At 72.7% G+C, this 17,053-nt stretch carries 15 protein-coding genes; 7 read left to right on the top strand and 8 right to left on the bottom strand.

Annotated features, from left to right (window positions below; all coding sequences use genetic code 11):
• Positions 1–74: 74 nt before the first annotated feature.
• The 8 genes from BMW62_RS02165 to BMW62_RS02135 form a co-directional block, all read right to left on the bottom strand.
• Positions 75–1,433: a hypothetical protein gene (locus BMW62_RS02165; RefSeq protein WP_170852178.1), complete on the bottom strand. Its 1,359-nt coding sequence runs from the start codon at positions 1,431–1,433 to the stop codon at positions 75–77.
• 179 nt (positions 1,434–1,612) lie between these two features.
• The gene (locus BMW62_RS02160; protein ID WP_139206170.1) at positions 1,613–2,347 is read right to left on the bottom strand and encodes a hypothetical protein; all 735 of its coding nucleotides are present in this window, start codon (positions 2,345–2,347) and stop codon (positions 1,613–1,615) included.
• Between the two features lie 51 nt (positions 2,348–2,398).
• The gene (locus tag BMW62_RS02155) at positions 2,399–3,196 is read right to left on the bottom strand and encodes a hypothetical protein (RefSeq protein WP_139206169.1); all 798 of its coding nucleotides are present in this window, start codon (positions 3,194–3,196) and stop codon (positions 2,399–2,401) included.
• Positions 3,197–3,527: 331 nt separating this feature from the next.
• Entirely contained in the window at positions 3,528–4,421 is an 894-nt protein-coding gene (locus BMW62_RS02150) for a sulfotransferase domain-containing protein (RefSeq protein ID WP_170852177.1), read from the bottom strand.
• A gap of 2 nt (positions 4,422–4,423) precedes the next feature.
• A complete protein-coding gene (locus BMW62_RS22420; RefSeq protein WP_170852176.1) occupies positions 4,424–5,827 on the bottom strand; it encodes a carboxylate--amine ligase in 1,404 nt (467 codons plus the stop codon).
• Complete coding sequence (locus BMW62_RS02145) at positions 5,824–6,720, bottom strand: isocitrate lyase/phosphoenolpyruvate mutase family protein (protein ID WP_091929208.1); 897 nt, start codon at positions 6,718–6,720, stop codon at positions 5,824–5,826. Before BMW62_RS02145 ends, BMW62_RS22420 begins: the two co-directional genes overlap by 4 nt.
• A 51-nt stretch (positions 6,721–6,771) precedes the next feature.
• A complete protein-coding gene (locus BMW62_RS02140; RefSeq protein WP_170852175.1) occupies positions 6,772–7,746 on the bottom strand; it encodes an NAD(P)-dependent oxidoreductase in 975 nt (324 codons plus the stop codon).
• A complete protein-coding gene (locus tag BMW62_RS02135) occupies positions 7,743–8,426 on the bottom strand; it encodes a nucleoside/nucleotide kinase family protein (protein ID WP_091929206.1) in 684 nt (227 codons plus the stop codon). The genes BMW62_RS02140 and BMW62_RS02135 overlap by 4 nt, the downstream gene beginning before the upstream one ends.
• Before the next feature lie 442 nt (positions 8,427–8,868).
• Here BMW62_RS02135 and BMW62_RS02130 point away from each other — a divergent pair, with 442 nt between their 5' ends.
• From BMW62_RS02130 to BMW62_RS02100, 7 genes are all read left to right on the top strand, one after another.
• On the top strand, positions 8,869–9,792 hold the full coding sequence (locus BMW62_RS02130; protein ID WP_091929205.1) for a sulfotransferase family protein: 924 nt from the start codon (positions 8,869–8,871) through the stop codon (positions 9,790–9,792).
• Positions 9,789–11,432 (top strand): oligosaccharide flippase family protein, encoded by a 1,644-nt coding sequence (locus BMW62_RS02125; protein WP_091929204.1) that lies wholly within the window; start codon positions 9,789–9,791, stop codon positions 11,430–11,432. The genes BMW62_RS02130 and BMW62_RS02125 overlap by 4 nt, the downstream gene beginning before the upstream one ends.
• Complete coding sequence (locus BMW62_RS02120) at positions 11,429–12,427, top strand: glycosyltransferase family 2 protein (protein WP_091929203.1); 999 nt, start codon at positions 11,429–11,431, stop codon at positions 12,425–12,427. The genes BMW62_RS02125 and BMW62_RS02120 overlap by 4 nt, the downstream gene beginning before the upstream one ends.
• Entirely contained in the window at positions 12,424–13,581 is a 1,158-nt protein-coding gene (locus BMW62_RS02115) for a hypothetical protein (protein ID WP_139206168.1), read from the top strand. The genes BMW62_RS02120 and BMW62_RS02115 overlap by 4 nt, the downstream gene beginning before the upstream one ends.
• Positions 13,582–13,654: 73 nt before the next feature.
• Complete coding sequence (locus BMW62_RS02110; protein WP_091929201.1) at positions 13,655–14,836, top strand: YveK family protein; 1,182 nt, start codon at positions 13,655–13,657, stop codon at positions 14,834–14,836.
• A gap of 140 nt (positions 14,837–14,976) precedes the next feature.
• The gene (locus BMW62_RS02105) at positions 14,977–16,068 is read left to right on the top strand and encodes an aminoglycoside phosphotransferase family protein (RefSeq protein ID WP_091929200.1); all 1,092 of its coding nucleotides are present in this window, start codon (positions 14,977–14,979) and stop codon (positions 16,066–16,068) included.
• Positions 16,069–16,303: 235 nt separating this feature from the next.
• Positions 16,304–17,035: a calcium-binding protein gene (locus BMW62_RS02100; RefSeq protein WP_091929199.1), complete on the top strand. Its 732-nt coding sequence runs from the start codon at positions 16,304–16,306 to the stop codon at positions 17,033–17,035.
• Positions 17,036–17,053 lie beyond the last annotated feature (18 nt).

Here is a 17,053-nt window from a genome sequence, read left to right as displayed (position 1 = left end):
CGGACCCCGGACGCGGAGGACCGCCACCCGTCCCGTGAGGGACGAGCGGCGGTCCCGGCCGCGCGGTCGTGCGATCAGCCCTGCCAGCCTCGCGGGATCACCTCGAAGTCGGCCCAGCTGATCTTGCCCTTGAGGGCATCGGTGGTGAGGTTGGTCCCGGAGTAGTGGTGCGGCTGCGACGCCTTGATCTGCGTGCTGGAGCCGCTGTTGTCACCGATGTAGGCGCCGTGCTCCTGCAGCGTGCGGGCGATGGCGAGCGCCGCACCGGTGAGCCCGCGGGCCTCGAGGTCCAGGTCCGGGCGGATCCGGATGCGCTCGCCCTCGGCACCCCACCCGGCCTTGTCACCCTCTGCCCCGGTCATGGGGTGGACGACGCCGTCGGCGGTGTTGGTCTCCACGAAGAAGAGGTGCAGCACGTGCCCCAGCCCGGTGCCGTTGGCGATCGCCTGGTCCAGCTGGTCGCGCCGGATGACCATGGCGTCCGGGATGCGGCCGCGGCTGGTGAAGTTGCGCTCGTCGTCGCTGGCGGGGTTGCGCCCGTCCAGACCGTTGGAGCCGTGCCACATGATGCCGGCGTTGGACACCGTGATGGTGCGCGTGGCCTTGTTCGGGACGGCGTCGGCGAACTGGACCGTGTAGCCGAACACCGTGTCGACCATCACGCCGGGCCGGTCCTGGTCGCCGTTGGGGAAGCTGTCGGCGACCGAGTCGGCCATGTGGAAGCCCTGGGTCCGCAGCACGGCCAGGCGCGGGTCGGACGTGTTGCCGCCGGCCAGTCGCCACACCGGGTCGTTCGCCGTGCCGACGTGGTAGCTCATGGCCCAGTCGGGGTTGAGGTTGATCTTGGGCCAGTCGATGCCGGCCTGGTCCGGGTGGCTCGCCATGAAGGCCCGGAACTGGCTGGTCCGGGCAGCGTCCACCGGCGCACCGGTGACCCGCGACCGGAAGAAGGAGCCGGCCCCGTAGGGCAGGCCGGACTGGCCGGCGGGCCGGACCGTCGATGCGGCGGTGCTGCCCTGCTGCGCCGGGGCGACCGGCGCGGGCGCCTGCGCGGCGGGCTCGGGAGCAGCTTCCGCCACCGGGCCGGCAGGGCTGGGCGTGGCGCTCGCCGATTCCCGGGCCTCGGCGCGGGCGGCCGCCCGCGCCTCGATCCGCGCCCGCCGCTCCTTCACACGCTCGGCACGCCGCTCCTTCCACGACGAGGACTTGCCCGCCTCCTCCAGTGACTGCGAGACACCGGCGGCCGCAGCCGGCTGCCGGGTGTCGGCGGGGGCGCCGTAGAGGACTGCGACGGCCAGCAGCAGGGCCGCCGTCACGGCGGTGAGCGCCACGGACATCGGGATGCCCAGCCGGCGACGCGCCGGTGCGCGGTGGGAGATCGAGGGGGAAACCCGGGCGGAGTGCCGGCCGCGGGAGGGGGTCTGATCGAGCACGGGGAGCCTCACGGTCAATAACGAATCGTTACCGCACGGAGACTAGGCGTAGTTGCACAGTTTCGGCCAGTGATTCTGGCAAGAAAACTACACTGTACGTATTAACACAGATACTCTCCGCAGCGACCTGGGCGCGCCCGACAGCCGCCCGGCTGCCCGCTGGCCAGCGAACTGGTGCCTCAGGACGCCGTGCGCGCCCGCTCGAGGTAGCGCTCGTACAGGGCCGTGGCCTCCGACAACTTCTTCGCGGTCCGCGGCCGCTCCAGCAGTGCGCGGAGCTCGTCCTTGCGGCGCGACCGCTCCACCGAGGGCCGCCCGACGAGCGACTCGACCACCTCGCCCCCGGTCTCGAGCCGGTTCATCTCCTCGACGAGCCGGAAGGCACGCGCCTCGTTCTCGGGGGTGGCCTCGAACCGACGGAAGGAGGTGCCGAAGCGCTCGTTGACCTGGTCCAGCACCGAACCGAAGTCGCTGGTCACGCGGTCGAACGGGGCGACGACGAAGCCCTCGCGGGCCGGCCAGGCGGTCCGGTAGAAGTCCAGGTACTCGACCAGGGCGTCGTACGGGGTGAGCGTGGGCCGCCGCACCAGGTAGGACAGCACCGCGTCCCGCGGCTGCCGGATGAGCACGATCGTCGGCAGGCCGAGGCGCACCGCCCGCAACACGTGGGCTGCGCCGTGCAGGTGCCTGCCGACGTGCGGCTCCGGCCCGTTGGCGATCTCGAAGGCGGCCACGCCGAAGGTGTTCCCCGAGCGCAGGAACCCCTCGATGACGATGGCGGTGTCCGGCCGCGCCAGGGTCGCCCTCTTCTCGGGGCGCACCTTCATCGCGGCGTCCCAGAGGTAGGGCGTGCGGGCCAGCGGACGGCGGGCGTAGTGGCGCGCCCGGTCGGCGCTGCTCAGCAGTGTGCTCACCGGCTCATCCTGCTGGCCGGCGAGGCGGTCGAGGGCATTCGGCATCGCGACTCATCCCGTCGGTCGGTACCCCTCCGGGAGCACGTCCCAGTACCTCGGGCTCAGCGGTAGCTCGCAGAGCGCGTCGGCGGGCAGGTCCCACCGCTCCCCCCGCCCCTGGATGCGGGTGTCCTCCAGCTTCAGCGCGGTGACCCCTCCGGAATCGCCGATGTAGAAGCCGTACTCCTGCAGGGCCCGTGCGATGACCAGGGCCTGCGGCGGGAGGCCGAGGGACTCCAGGTCGACCGACGGCTTGATGCGGAACCGCAGGCCCTGCGGCGGCGCGGCGGGGTCGGAGGAGTCCCCGTCGCTGCCCACCATGGGGAAGACCGCCCGGGACGAGGGGTCCGGCCCGGAGGCGACCTTGAGCACGTGCTCGATCCGTCCCGCGGACACCTCGTCGAAGCGGGCCATCATCACGGCCGCGTTGTTGCCCCGGTGGCTGCCGCGGTTGCGCTCGTCGGTGGACTGCCCGGTGCGGACGTCCAGGCCGTTGGAATCCAGGTAGGTGACGGTCGCGCCGCTCGCCCGCCAGGTCCGGCTGTCCGCGTCGAACTCGGCGTCGGTCAGCGCGACGACGTAGCCGCGGTCGACGTCGAAGAGCGACATGGATGCGTCGTTGTTGTCCGCGGCCAGCGCCCCGTCGGGGATGCGCAGGTCCTGCAGCTCGGGCGGGGGATCATCCTTGCCGACGGTGACCTGGTAGCTCGGGTCGTCCGACGAAGCCCAGTACACGGGCTGCCCCCACGGGCTGTCCTGCGCCCCGGCCAGCCGCACGCAGCCACCGGCAGCCTCCTCGGCGGTGCTCATGTACCGCAGGATGTCCGTCGCTCGCGGATGACTCGGCGCGTCGGCGGGAACCGGCGTGTTCCACCAGGAGTCGGAGGTGAAGGCGCGGAAGGGGTCCCCCTCGACGAGGGGCGCCTCGCCCCGGTCGACGGGCTCGCCGGGCCGGGGCTGCCGCGGCTCCGCTGTGCACCCGCTCAGGACCAGGGACAGCACGAGGACGCCGGCGCCGCACGTCGACGCGGGCCGACGCCGCCGGCCTGAGCACGTTCCCACGAGGCCTCCCCTCGCCGGGTCCGGGAATCGGGACATCACCGAGGTCGGGTCCAACGCCCGGCGGTGGGGGTGAGTTCCCTCACCGGCCCGGGAACGGCTGCGACCGGTCCGCGGCCGGCGCCGGCGCGCTCGAGTAGCCCCACAGCTCCGAGACCGGTCTGCCCAGCACGGAGTCCAGCCGGAGCACCTCGTCGGCGAAGCCCTGCCGGAGCTCGGCGGCCAGCGCCGGATCGACGGTGGGCCGGTCGTCCTTGTAGGGCCGGTAGAGCGCCTGCCGGACGACGATCGATCGCTTCACCCGGGACCGCAGCCGGCGCAGACCCGTCCGCTTGGCCAGTTTCGAGGCCGACTTGGCGGCCGCCGCGACGGCGGCGCTCCGGGGCCTGCCGGCGGGCATCCGGCTCTTCAGGTCGGCCGGCGGCAGCTCGAGACGCCGGACGCCCAGGAAGGCGAAGACCTCGTCGGCGTAGGCCTGGGGGTCCGCGCGCAGGTCGTCGAACAGGCTGACGTGCAGCTGCGAGCGCGGGAACAGGTCCAGGTACCGCTGCAGGTGCGTCGCGTACCTGCCGCGGTCGAGCAGCCGTGGGAACTTCTCCAGCGCGGCGGCGAAGGGGCCGTCGTACTGGCCGTTCTTCACCAGGTCCAGGTAGTCGGAGAACGCCCGGTCGACGGGCTCGCGCAGGCAGACCAGCAGGCGCATGCCCGGGTTGAGCTCGGCGATGCGCGCCCCGGCCGCGGGCGAGGACAGGTACGAGTGCGAGATCTCGCCCACGGCCGCCTGGTCCCCGGCGGACCGGAAGTGGTCCAGGTACCACTGCGGCCCCTCGTCGAAGTGCTGGTCGAAGTAGTACAGACCCTTGTCCGACGCCAGGTACACCTCCGGATGACCGGCCAGGGCGTTGAAGAGCCAGGTCGACCCGGCCTTGCTCGTACCGATGTAGGCGAAGTCGGGGATCGTGGTCGTGGCGGGCACGGCTACCTCTCTCTCCTGGCGGGGCGGGCCGCACCCGCGTGCTCGGCCGTGGACGTGGTCGGCGACAGCGGGACGGGAACCGTCCGCGCGCCCTCTCGTGGGCCGTCGGGCCCAGGGAGGGATCCCGGTCCGGGGCCCGGGCGTCGCACCCGGCCGGTCGCCCGGCGGCGAGTCGCCCAGGTCCGGCGCCCGCGAGCCAGCAGCATCCCGACCCCCCGCCGGCCGGCCTGCAGCAGGTCGTGCACGAAGGGCTGCGGGTCGGAGCGGGACACGACGGCGTGCCACTTGGGTCCCCGGACGGACCGCCACCAGTCACCCGGGCCGAGCTGGCCTCGTCGGACGAAGTACAGCGCGGACTGCACGTCCCGGCGGTCGTCGATCCACTTGGCCCCGACGTACCGCTGGTGACGGGCGGCCGGGAGCGGGCGGCCGACCATGTCGCAGTAGGCCGTGTAGAGCAGCTCCACCCCACCGGCCTCGGCGATGGCGGAGCGGCCCGTCGGCCGCCCGATGTTCGGCTCGATGATGAGGTGTCGGCCGGTGCGCGCGTCCTGCTTCATCTCCACGTAGGCGAGCCCCCGGTAGTCGAGCCCGGCGAAGAGGCGCAGGGTCTCCCGGAGCACCTCGTCGTTGCGGCACTCCTCACCGAGGCTGCTGGTCCCGGTGTGCGGCGGCCACTGCCGCAGTTTCCGCGCGACGAAGGTGACCAGCGGCCGGGAGCCCGCCCCGAAGTAGGCGTTGCAGGAGTACAGGGCGTCGACCCCGCCGTCGACCCACTCCTGGGCGATGAACCGGTCCGACCAGGAGGCCACGCGGTCGTACACCTCGAGCAGCTCCCGGCCGTCCGACACCGGGAAGGCCTTGGCGCTGGTGTGCGACTGCCAGACCGCCGACTTCAGGGGCGGTTTGAGGGCCACCGGGTAGGTGAGGCTCCGGGCCGCGCGCTCGGCGTCGTCCCGGCTGTCGATGATCACCGTCCCGGGGATCGGCAGGCCGTGCTCCTGCGCGTGCCGGAGGAAGCCCACCTTGTCCATGAGCATGTCGACGATGGCGTGCTCGGGGAGCGCGACGTGGTACCACGGCGCCAGCCGGTCCCGGTGCCGCGAGATCTGGAGGACGGCCAGGTCCGTGCAGGGGAAGAGGGCGGCCCGGTCACCGAGCTCGGGCCCCAGGCGGAGGAGGACGTCGACGACGTCCTCGCTGCGCAGGTCCGCCTCCAGCACGCGCGTGCACGCGCGGGTGCGGCACGCGTAGTGCTCGAGGCTGTTGGTCACCCCGATGACCGGGACCCCGCGCGCTGCCAGGATCCGGGCGGTCTGCAGCCCGGTGATCGTGTCCAGGCCGAGCACGACGGCCGGTGGCCCCCCGGCGACCGTCGTGCCCGTCCTGCGCGAGCCGGCGATCAACCCCCGGACTCCTCGAGCGCGATGGCCTCCTTGGTCCCGACCAGCTCGAAGATGTGGTCCACCGGGGCGATGTGCGGATCCACCGCGGACGCCTTCCGCTCCCTCCGGAGGGTGTCGAGCACCTGCTCCATGGCCCCGACCGCGGCGCGCATGGGGTGGTTGGCCAGGATGATCATCGAGAAGCCCTTGTCGTAGAGCTCCTGGTCCGTGTAGTCGGGGAAGAGGGTCGGCACGGCGACGAGCGGGGTCTTCCCCAGTCCGCCCCAGCTCCCGAGGAAGCCCTCGATCTCCCCCAACGACTTGTCCTTGGAGTGGATGAGGATCGCATCGGCCCCGGCGTCGGCGTAGGCGTCGGCGCGCTCGCACGCCGCCTCGACCCCGTGGCCGGCGATCAGCGCCTCCACCCGCGCGACGAACACGAAGGAGTCGGTCTCCTGCGCCGCCTTGCCGGCGCGGATGCGCCGCGCCTGCTCCTCGACGGGGACGAGCTCCCTCTTCGACTCGCCCGTGTAGAGGCTGTTGCGCTTGGGGAACAGGTTGTCCTCGACGCAGATCCCGGCGATCCCGGCGCGTTCGTACTCGATGACCGTGCGCACCACGTTGGACAGCCCACCGAAGCCGTTGTCGCAGTCGGCGAGGACCGGCAGATCCGTCGCGCCGTCGATGCGGACGGCCGCCTCGAGCGCCTCGGTCATGGTCGTGAGGTTGAGGTCCGGCAGGGCGTGGGCCATCGTGGCGACGGCGAACCCGCTCACCCACACGGCGTCGAAGCCGTAGGACCCGATCAACTGGGAGCTCATGGCATCGTGGGCTCCGACCGCCACGAACGGCCGCTCGGCCTCCAGGCCCTCCCGCAGTGCAGCTCGTTTCTTCTCCGCGCGATTCGTTCGCATGCTGACCTTCCTCTGCTCGTGTGCTCGGGGGTTGGGGCGGCCGCGGCCGCGTCAGAGGGCCGTTCCGGTGACCACCTCGTCCGGGATCAGGAGGTCGTCGAGGCAGCCGCGCTCGTGAGCGCCGAGCAACTCGACGACGCGCTCGCCGATGAGCCGCTGGGAGTCCCACGCCATGGCACCGATGTGGGGGGTCAGGACGACGTTGGGGAGGGCCGCCAGCGGTGACACCACCCCCTCGCCCTCCGACTCGTGGACGTCGAGCGCCGCGCCCAGCACGCGGTCGCCTTCGGTGAGCTCGGTGTAGAGCGCCTTCTCGTCCAGGACCCCGCCGCGGGCGACGTTGACCAGGAACGAACCGTCCTTCATCCGCGAGAGCACGCGGGCGTCGACGATGTGGTGGGTGCGTTCGTCGAGCGGGAGGTGCAGGCAGAGGAAGTCGGCCTCGGCCACCACGGTGTCGAAGTCCGCCAGCATGATGCCGCGCCCGGCGAGACCGCCGGCCACCTCCGGGGTGACCCGGTCGACGCACCCGATCGCCCGCATCCCCCAGGCGACCCCCATCTCGCCCACCCGGCTGCCGATCCGTCCCGCCCCGACGATGCCGAGCGTCTTGCCGGCCAGGAGGGGGCCGCCGAGCTGCGCCTTGGGCCAGTGCCCCTCACGGAGCAGGCGGTCGGCGAGGGCCACCTTCCGCACCAGGCTCAGCAGCAACCCGAAGGTCAGCTCGGCCACCGGCTGGGCGGACGAGCCCGGCACCCGGACGATCTGCACCCCGCGCGACCGGGCGTGCTCGATGTCGATGTTGTCCAGGCCGGAGCCGGCCCGGACCAGGAGCTCGAGGTTCGGGGCGGCGTCCAGGACCGCGGCGGAGATCTTGACCCCGCTCCGGAACACCACGGCCTCGCGGTCCCGCACGAGGTCGATCAGCTGCTCCTCGGGCGCGTTGAACGCCCGCACGACGTCGTGGTGGGACTCCAGGACCTTGATGGCCGCCGGGTCGATGGAGCTGGCCAGGAGGATCTTCACGCGCGCCTCTTCTCGGAGAATTCGGTGATCACCGTCGCCACGTCACGCGCGACGAGGTCCAGCGGTCGGTCCACGTCGACCACCACGAACGACGGGACGACCTCCGCGAGCCGGAGGTACTGCCGGCGCCGCTGCTCGAGCCATTCGGGGCTCGCCTCCCGCTTCCGCGCGAAGAGCACCGCACCCGGGGCGTCGAGGCAGATGACGAGATCCGGTTTCGGGTAGGCGTGCTCGAGCAGGTAACCGTGCACGCGGGAGGCGAGCGGCCGCCGACCCTCGGTCGCGACGTCGAAGTGGTAGTAGTCGGCGTAGAAGTGCCGGTCGAAGACGACGATCGAGCCCCGCCTGCGGTGGTACTCGGCGACGATCTGGCGGAACCATTCCTCGGCCAGCCACAGCACCAGCCGGGCGCCCCGCACGCCTGCCTTCGCCACGCGCCGGACCGGGCTGCCGGCCGCCGGCACGGGTTGCTGCGACGGTGCGGTCATGTCCGAGCGCCGGCCGCGTGCGGACTTCAGCGCGAGGGCCAGCCGTGTCGTGGGCAGCATCAGGCTGCTGGCCTCGAGGTTCACACCCATGTAGATGCGCTTGACGGGCGCGGGCATCGGCTGCCGCTCGAGCAGCTCGCTGATGGTGCTCTTGCCGGCGCCGTCCGGTCCGATGAGGGCCACGCTGAACATCAGCGAGGTCCCCGGCCGGTGGTACCCGCGGCCGGAGCCGGGCTGCCGATCCAGCGCGTGCGACCGCGGCTCGACGAGGTCGACGCCAGGCGCGCCGGAGCGAGCCGCTCGCTGGGTACCGACAACGCGTCCCCCCGTGGGTGTCCGTCCTGCGCCACGCAGGTTTCACCGGAAGTTGGCCCGGCGGATCCCCTGGATCGGTTGCGGATCCGGGGGGTCCTGGTCAGGTGCCGCGGGACGCTAGCCCAGATCGACGGCGTTCTGACCCCCTTCCCGCACGGCATCTGCAGAAGGGCTCCGATCGGATCCGCTGCGGGCGCCGTCGTGGGCCGTCCGGACAGCGGCGCGGTGACGACCGGTCACAACTGCCCCTCCAGCCGCTAGCCTCTGGCACCTTGCCGGGCCGGAGCGGTCACGCGCACGAGACGAGGAGCCGACGGGGATGAGTGAGACCCGCATCGCGGACCTGGTGATCGCCGGTGTGCCCAAGGCCGGCACCGGTTCCCTCTTCGCGTACCTGGCCCAGCATCCGGACGTGTGCGGCTCCGATCTGAAGGAGACGGGGTACTTCAACCACTACAACCCGCAGCGCCACACCGGACCGGTGCCACCGATCGAGACCTACGCACGGCACTTCGCCCACGCACGCGGGGAGCGGTACGCGCTCGAGGCGACGCCCACGTACTCCTACGGTGGCCGGCCGGTCATCGAGGCGATCCGCACGGTGCTGGGCAAACCGAAGGTCATCATCAGCCTCCGCGATCCCGCGGACCGGCTCTGGTCGGCTTACACGTTCCAGCGCTCGGTGGGCAACAACGTGCGGATCGGATCGTTCGAGGAGTACCTGCGGGTCCTCGAGCAGCGCCACCGCGAGGGGGTCCAGCCGGTACCCCGCGACGGGTTGCACGGGCTGCGGATCGGCTTCTACGCCGACTACCTCGGCGACTGGTTCGAGGAGTTCGGGGACGACCTGCGGGTCGTCTTCCTGGAGGACCTCAAGCGCGACCCCCGGGCGGTGGTCGCGACGCTGTGCACCTGGCTGGGCATCGACGTCGACGTGGTCGCCTCGCTCGACGCCGAGCCGCGGAAGGTGACCCGGCATCCCCGGAGCACCCTGCTGGCCGCCGCGGCGCGCACGGTGAAACGACGCAGCGAGCGCCTCCTGCCACCGGCGGCGCAACGGGGCCTGCGCCGCGCCTACGCGCACCTCAACAGCGGTGGCGAGCTGAGCGAGAGCTTCGACCCCGAACTGCGCCGGTACGTCCAGGACATCTACCGGGAGTCGAACCAGTCCACTGCCCGCCTCCTGGCGGCGCGGGGGTACCACGACCTCCCCGGCTGGCTCACGGTCAGCCCGCCCGCATGAGCTCGCCGCCCCGCCCGCCCAAGGAACGGCCCCCGGCCGACGACCCGGCACCGGTCGAGCCGCTGCCCTCCCCCGACGGCATCCCCGACGGCACGGAAGCCGAGGCCGCCACCGCACCGCGGTACGGCACGGGGACCAGCCGGCAGATGCGCCGCTCGCAGGTCCGCGGTTCGGCGCTCCTGGTCGTCGGCCGGATCGTGACCCTGCTGCTCACCACGGCCACGCAGGTCGTGATCGTGCGCGTCCTGACCCAGAGCGACTTCGGCGCGTTCTCCTACGCGCTGGCGCTGGCGGCGGCCGGCCGCACCCTGCTGTCCCTCGGGCAGGGCAGGCTGCTCAGCCGGTTCATGGCCAAGTACGAGGAGCACCAGGACTACGACCGCATGTTCGGCGCGGTGCTGCTCGCGGTGGGGACGATCGTCGTCACCAGCCTCGTCGGCCTGGGGCTCTTCCTCGGCTTCCCCGATCAGCTGCTGAACACTGCGGACCCGGCGACCGTCCAGGTCGTGCTCATCCTGCTGCTCCTGGCGCCGCTGGAGGCCCTCGACCAGGTCTTCATCAACATCTTCGCCGTCTTCAGCGCCCCGGGCGCCATCTTCTTCCGCAAGTACCTGTTCACGCCCGGGCTGCGCCTGGCCGTCGTCGTGGCGCTCGCCCTCACCGGGGCATCAGTCGAGTTCCTCGCGATCGGGTACGTGGCCGCCGGCCTCGTCGGGCTGGTGGTGTCCCTCGGGGTGCTCGTGCGGGTCCTGCGGGAGCGCGGGCTGCTCGAGAAGCTGCGGCCGCGCCGCCTGCGCGTCCCGTTCAAGGCGGTCTTCTCCTTCTCGACGCCGCTGCTCACCGGGGAGCTGCTCCAGCTGTCGCTGGTCGTGGGCGGCGTCCTGGTCCTCGGCTACTACCAGTCCGCCGAGGAGGTCGCGACCTACCGGGCCGTGTTCAACCCGTCCCGGCTGAACACGGCGGTGCTCGGCGCCTTCGTCCCGCTGTTCCTCCCCCTCGCGGCACGGCTCTTCGAGCGACGCGACATCGACGGCCTACGTGCGGCGTACTGGCACACGGGAGCGCTGGTGGCGGTCCTGACCTTCCCGGTCTTCGCGCTGACCGGCCCCCTGGCCCACGACCTCACGCTGCTGCTGTTCGGCCCCCGCTACAGCGAATCGGCCCTCGTCCTGGCGCTGCTGTCGATCGGCTACTACTTCAACACCGCCCTCGGCTTCAACGCCTACACGCTGCAGGTGTGCGCGCGGTTGCGGTTCCTGGTCGGCGTCAACGTGTCCGTCGCGGTGCTGAACATCGGGCTGAGCATCCTGCTCGTGCCGAGGTACGGGGCGGTCGCGGTGGCGATCGCGAACCTCGCGGCCCTGGTGGTGCAGAACGTGCTCAACCAGTGGGCGCTGCGCTCGTCGATCAGGACGGGCTTCATCGACCGCAGCTGCCTGCGCTGCTATCTCGCGATCGTCGCGTGCGCGGCGACCCTGTGGGTCTTCCAGTGGACGTTGCGCCCCGGCCTGCTGGTGGGTCTGGTCGCCGCCACGGCCGCCTCCCTGGTCGTCCTCGTCGTCGGCCGGCGGGCGATCGAGCTGGAGGAGAACTTCCCCGAGCTGGGCCGGGTCCCGGTGCTGCGGTGGCTGCTGCGATGACCGCCACCGGGAGCTGCGCGGACCTGGTCAGCGTGATCGTGCCGGCCCGCGACGAGGAGGAGTCGATCGACGCGACGCTGACCTCGCTCCGCCGCCAGGACTACCCGGCCCTGCAGATCATCGTCGTCGACGGTGGTTCGATCGACGGCACGGTCGCGGTGGTCGAACGGCACAGGGCCGAGGACCCGCGCATCGAGCTGCTGCCCAACCCCCGGCAGATCATCCCGGCCGCCCTCAACATCGCGCTCGCGGCGGCCCGCGGGCGCTGGGTGGTCCGGATGGACGCCCACTCCACGGTCGGCAGCGAGTACGTCGGCGCTGCGGTCGCCCGTCTGCGCGAGGGCCGCTGGGGCGGTGTCGGCGGCCGCAAGGACGGGTTCGGGACGACGCCCGCGGGCCGGGCCATCGCAGCGGCTCTCGGCAGCAGGTTCGGCGTCGGCGGATCGCTGTACCACTACGGCACCACCGAGCAGGAGGTCGATCACATCCCGTTCGGCGCCTACCCCACCGAGCTGCTCCGCCGGGTCGGCGGCTGGGACGAGCGGCTCGTGGCCAACGAGGACTTCGAGTTCGACTACCGGCTCCGCCGCAGCGGGGCGGTGCTGCTCTTCGACCCGGCGCTGAAGATCTCGTGGAAGAGCCGGCAGACGGTGCGGTCGCTCTACCGCCAGTACCGGCGCTACGGCGCGGGCAAGCTCGACGTGGCCCGGTTGCACCCGGCGTCGCTGCGCCCCCGCCACCTGGTTCCGCCGCTGCTCGTGCCGTACCTGGCGACGGCGGCCGTCGTCGCGGCACGGCGGCCTCTCCTCGGGTGTGCGCTGCTCGCCCCGTACGCAGCCGGGCTCACGGCGGCGTCCATCGGCACCGCACGGACCCTCGAAGACCCGACGTCCCGGGTGTACGTCCCCGCCGCCTTCCTCGCCATGCACGTCGGGTGGGGCGTGGGCGTCTGGGCCCGGGCGCTGCAGCTGCTGAGCGAGAGCAGGAGGCCATGACCGGAGCAGCAGGCACGACCGTGGCGGAGGCCGAGGTCACCGGGCCGGACGTCGACTTCGACCTCCACGGCATCGTCGGCATCCGGGTGGTGGACGCACGCCCGGAGGACGTGGAGACCCTCACCCGCCAGCTCGGTCCGCTCACCGCCCCCCTGGCGCGCGAGCCGGAGATCACCATCCGGTTCGTGGACGAGCTCGACGGGCCACGGCCGATGACCTACGCCACGTGGCCGGAGAGCGCCGGCACGGCGGACGACTTCTACCTCCTCCGCGGCAAGGACGGCGTGGCCGCCCGCACCCGGTTCCCGGTGGACACCATCGGGGAGCGCTGCGAGATCGTCTGCGAGCGGCGCGCCGGGCACGTCCCGCACCTGCTCGCCGTCATCAACATGACCGCGCTCCGCCGAGGCGTCCTGCCGCTGCACGCCTCGGCGTTCACCCACCAGGGCGTCGGCGTGCTGGCGACCGGCTGGGGGAAGGGCGGGAAGACCGAGGCCCTGCTCGCCTTCGCCGCGCACGGCGCGCGCTACGTCGGTGACGAATGGGTGTACCTGACCCCGGACGGCGGGATGCACGGCGTGCCGGAACCCATCCGGCTCTGGAACTGGCACATCGACCAGATGCCCGGGCTGCGCGCGCGCCTCCCGGTCACGACGAGGGCCCGGCTCCGGTCGCTCCCCGCGGTGGCCTCGTCGGCGGCGGGTCTGTCCACCCGTCTCGGTGGCCTGCCCGCGTCGGTCCTGCGCCGCACCGCGCCGGTGTTGCGACGGCAGGCCTACGTCCAGGTCCCCCCTGCCCGGATCTTCGGCGCGGATGCGCTCGCCCTGCACGGCCGGGTGGACCACGTGCTGTTCGTGCTCAGCCACGACCACGACGAGGTCTCGATCGAGCCCGTCACCGGGGCCGCGGTGGCCGCGCACATGCTCGCCTCCCTCGAGGAGGAGCGAACCCCCCTGCTCGCGGTGTACCGGCAGTTCCGCTTCCTCTTCCCCGAGCGCCGCTGCGCGGTGATCGACGAGGCGCGGGAGATCGAGCGGTCGCTGCTCCAGCGGTACCTGGGTGACCGGCCGTGCCACGTCCTCCGGCACCCGTACCCGGTGGACCTCCGGTCCCTGGTCGGACCGGTGGAGACCGCGCTGGGCGAGCGGCCGTGAACCGAGCCCTGCCACAGGCGTGTGATACGTGCCATAGTGCGCCGACTCCAGCCACGACGGACAGGAGCAGACCATGAACGGACCCGGTGGCGACGCGATCGGCATGTTGCGGTGGGGGTTGCGCCGGTACTGGCCGGTGTTCCTCGTGTGCGTCCTCCTCGGCGCCGTCGCCGCGCCCCTGGCCGCGAGCAGGGTGGAGAAGCCGGCGGAGGCCGACGCCCTGATCGTCGCGACGCGGCTCGACATGAGCCTCACGGCGATGCCCCGCTACGGCGAGACGGTCTTCGACAACGGCCAGGTCGCGCAGGCGGTGGCCGCCGGCTTCGGTGACGTCGTCCCGCTGAGGAACATCGTGCCGAACCGGGTCTCCCTGGTGGCGGACCAGGACTCCATCGTCTTCCGCGTCATCGGTCACGACCCCGACCCGCAGACCGCGGCCGACCTGGCCAACACCGCGGCCACCACCTTCGTCGACGCCCTGAACGCCCCAGGGGCGGGCGTCGGGCTGTTCCAGCTGCTGAGCCAGGCGCAGCCACCTCCCCCGCCCGGCCCGGCCCTGAACGAGAAGCTCGCCATCGTGGCGGGCGGGGCCACGGGGCTCGTGCTCGGGCTGACGGCGGTGTCCCTGCTCCTCGCCGTCCGGCGCCCGGTCATCGACGCGGCGGGGGTGGACGACGCCACCGGGGTGCCGGCGCTCGGCACCGTCACCGTGCCCCGCACGCGTCGGGGGCGGTCTGCCCGGCCGGACCAGTTCCCCGGGCTCATCCCGGTGTGCCGCCGGCTGCTGCGGCTCAAGACCCCCACGATCGTCCTGGTCAGCCGGGCCGGCGAGGAGCGGATGCGCGGCAAGCTGTCCGTGGCCCTCACGAGCGTCCTGATGCGGGTCCGCGACGTCCGGTTCATCGGGCCCGCCGACCTGCACGAGGTCGTCTCCGAGCGGAAGGCCGCACTGGGCGCCGACCCCGGCCGGCTCGACCTCTCGGGTACCGATGGCCCGACCGGCCTGACCGTCATCGACAGCAACGACCCGCTGGACCTGGTGCAGCCGCCCGAGCTCACCGCCGCCGTCCTCGTCGCCCGGGAGGGCATCAGCAGCGCCGCCCTGCGGGCCGCCGTGCTCGAGCACCTGGGCGGCAGCGCCGAGGCCCGGGTCCTGCTGGTCAAGCGGGGCCGCCGGTACCGGTCCGAACCCGCGCCCGGGAGCAAGCGGGCGGATGCGCCGCACGTCGTCGAGGAACCAGCCCTGGGGCGGTAGGCAGTGGGACCTGTGGCGACCCCCGGTGGTGCGCGGTCGGACGAGCACACCGCGACCGGCGCGACGGCAGGTCGACCGGGAGGGCGCCGGTGGTGAGGCCCGCGCGACCGGTCGGACGTCCGGCCACCGGTGTCGAAGAGGTGATCCGGCAGCGCGTGGCCGAGTGCGCGGACCAGTGGTTCCCCGGCACCGGCGCGCGACCGCACGTGCGGCTCCGCCGGCTCGTGGACCGGCCGCGCGCGGTGCTCTACGCCGTCCACGTCGGGGACCGGACCGCCCGGCCGCAGGTCCTGGCCAAGGTCCGCCGCGGCTGGTCGGACGCGGTGCGCGACGTGGGAGCACGTCCGCGGCTCACCCCGTCGCTGCTCCCGGCCTCGGAGCAGACCGCGCTGGAGTTCACCGGGCTGGCCGCCGTCCAGGCGATGTTCGGGAACGGGAACCCGGAGTTCGGGGCCGTCCGACCGCTGGACCACCTGGCCGACCACGACGCCGTCCTCATGGAGTACGTGTCAGCGCCGACGCTGCGCGACGTGCTGGTGGGAGCCAGCCGGTTCTCGCCACGGATCGGCCGACGCGCGCGCGGTGACGAGGAGACCTGGCGGCGAGCAGGCGCTTGGCTGCGCGTCTTCCAGCAGCAGATGCCGGCGGCCGGCCTGCCGGTCCGGCAGGCGACCCGGGACGACGTGGTCGACCGGTTCGAGGCCTTCGGCGGGTTCCTGACCGATCGGCTCGGCAGGCGGGCGGCGGGCGAGGCGGTCCGGTCTGGAGCGCGGCTGGCGGCCGACGTCCTGCCCGCCCGCCTGCCCCTGGCGGTCGGGCACGGCGACTACGCCCCGCGGAACGTGTTCCTGCTCGAGGACGATCGGCTCGTCGTCTTCGACCCGCTCACGCGGTGGCGGGTGCCGCGGGTCGAAGACCTCTGCCGCTTCCTCGTGGCGCTCCGGATGCAAGGTCTGCAGCTGCACACGCACGGCGCGGCGTACAGCGCCGAGGATCTGGACCGCCGCGAGCGAGCGGTGATCGACGGCTACCGTGGCGACGGTGCGCTGCCTGCGGAGGAGTTGCGCTGCCACCAGCTGCTGATCACCCTGGACAAGTGGGCGGCGCTCGTCGACAGCCCGTCCCGCAGCATCCCGGGGAAGGTGCGCAGCGCCTCCCTCCGCGCGGCGTCCGGATACCTTCGGCGGGAGACCGAGCGCCTCGTCCGGCTCGTCGGGTCCGAACCGGGCTGATCGTCGCGCCCGACCTCCGCCGCGCCCGGGAACCGGCAGCGTGCGCCCGCTGGGGCGAGCGGCGCCCCGTCCGGTCCTCTCCACGACCTGGCCTCACCACGCACGGTGCTCGGACACGGACGCAGGGGTCACGACCGGCCACCGGCCGTGGCACAGAGCAGTTGGTCCCTGTCTCCCCGGCGCCGAGCGCAACAACGTACTCACCGACGCCATCCACGGTCGAGGAGAACCTGCCATGAGACGACGCACGTCCGCCCTGCCCGCGATCCTCCTGGTGGCCACGGTGATGGCGCCGGCCACGGCCGCGCAGGCCGCCACTCCCCTGTGCTTCGGAAAACCGGCGACCATCGTCGGGACGGCGGGCGCCGACGTGCTCGTGGGGCAGTCCGGCGTGGCGGACGTCATCTACGGCGCGGGAGGTGACGACAGGATCGTCGGCGGCGACTTCTACTCGGACGACGCGGTGCCGGGGCTGGCGGCGGACCTCTTGTGCGGCGGCCCGGGAGCGGACGCCGTCACGGGTGGTCCGGGCAACGACAAGATCAACGGTGGCGACGGGAACGACGTCGTGAACGGTGGGCGCGGGGCGGACGTGGTGCAGGGGAACGCCGGGGACGACCAGGTCGTCGACGAGTCCTTCGCCGACATGGACGCGGGGAACGACACCCTGCGCGGCGACGGAGGACATGACCGGATCACCGTCGCCTGGGGGATCGACAAGGCCTACGGCGGCGCCGGCAACGACACGATCACCGACACGGAGTGCAGCACGTCCTACCTGTACGGCGGAACAGGCGCCGACACCTTCGAGTCCTACCGCTCCAGCTTCGAGGGGTGGACCGCCTCGTACTGCCCGGGCAAGGACTACGTCAACGGCAACGAGCACCACGACTCCGCCCTGGTGAGCCAGGCGGACGCCGTGACCGGTGTGGAGTACCTCCGGCGGGTGTCGTCAGCCGTCGGCTGACGACCGGCAGGCTCTGCG

The organism is Blastococcus sp. DSM 46786, from assembly GCF_900109665.1.
Classification (GTDB): Bacteria; Actinomycetota; Actinomycetes; order Mycobacteriales; family Geodermatophilaceae; genus Blastococcus; species Blastococcus carthaginiensis.
The sequence above is the reverse complement of the archived record's forward strand: the minus strand, read 5'-3'. Positions and strand labels throughout refer to the sequence as shown.

Coding starts and splice junctions, on each gene's coding strand:
- BMW62_RS02110 (WP_091929201.1), top strand. CDS start 13,655: ATGAACGGACCCGGTGGCGACGCGATCGGCATGTTGCGGTGGGGGTTG.
- BMW62_RS02130 (WP_091929205.1), top strand. CDS start 8,869: ATGAGTGAGACCCGCATCGCGGACCTGGTGATCGCCGGTGTGCCCAAG.
- BMW62_RS02100 (WP_091929199.1), top strand. CDS start 16,304: ATGAGACGACGCACGTCCGCCCTGCCCGCGATCCTCCTGGTGGCCACG.
- BMW62_RS02125 (WP_091929204.1), top strand. CDS start 9,789: ATGAGCTCGCCGCCCCGCCCGCCCAAGGAACGGCCCCCGGCCGACGAC.
- BMW62_RS02135 (WP_091929206.1), bottom strand. CDS start 8,426: ATGTTCAGCGTGGCCCTCATCGGACCGGACGGCGCCGGCAAGAGCACC.
- BMW62_RS02145 (WP_091929208.1), bottom strand. CDS start 6,720: ATGCGAACGAATCGCGCGGAGAAGAAACGAGCTGCACTGCGGGAGGGC.
- BMW62_RS02120 (WP_091929203.1), top strand. CDS start 11,429: ATGACCGCCACCGGGAGCTGCGCGGACCTGGTCAGCGTGATCGTGCCG.
- BMW62_RS02155 (WP_139206169.1), bottom strand. CDS start 3,196: ATGAGCACCGCCGAGGAGGCTGCCGGTGGCTGCGTGCGGCTGGCCGGG.
- BMW62_RS02115 (WP_139206168.1), top strand. CDS start 12,424: ATGACCGGAGCAGCAGGCACGACCGTGGCGGAGGCCGAGGTCACCGGG.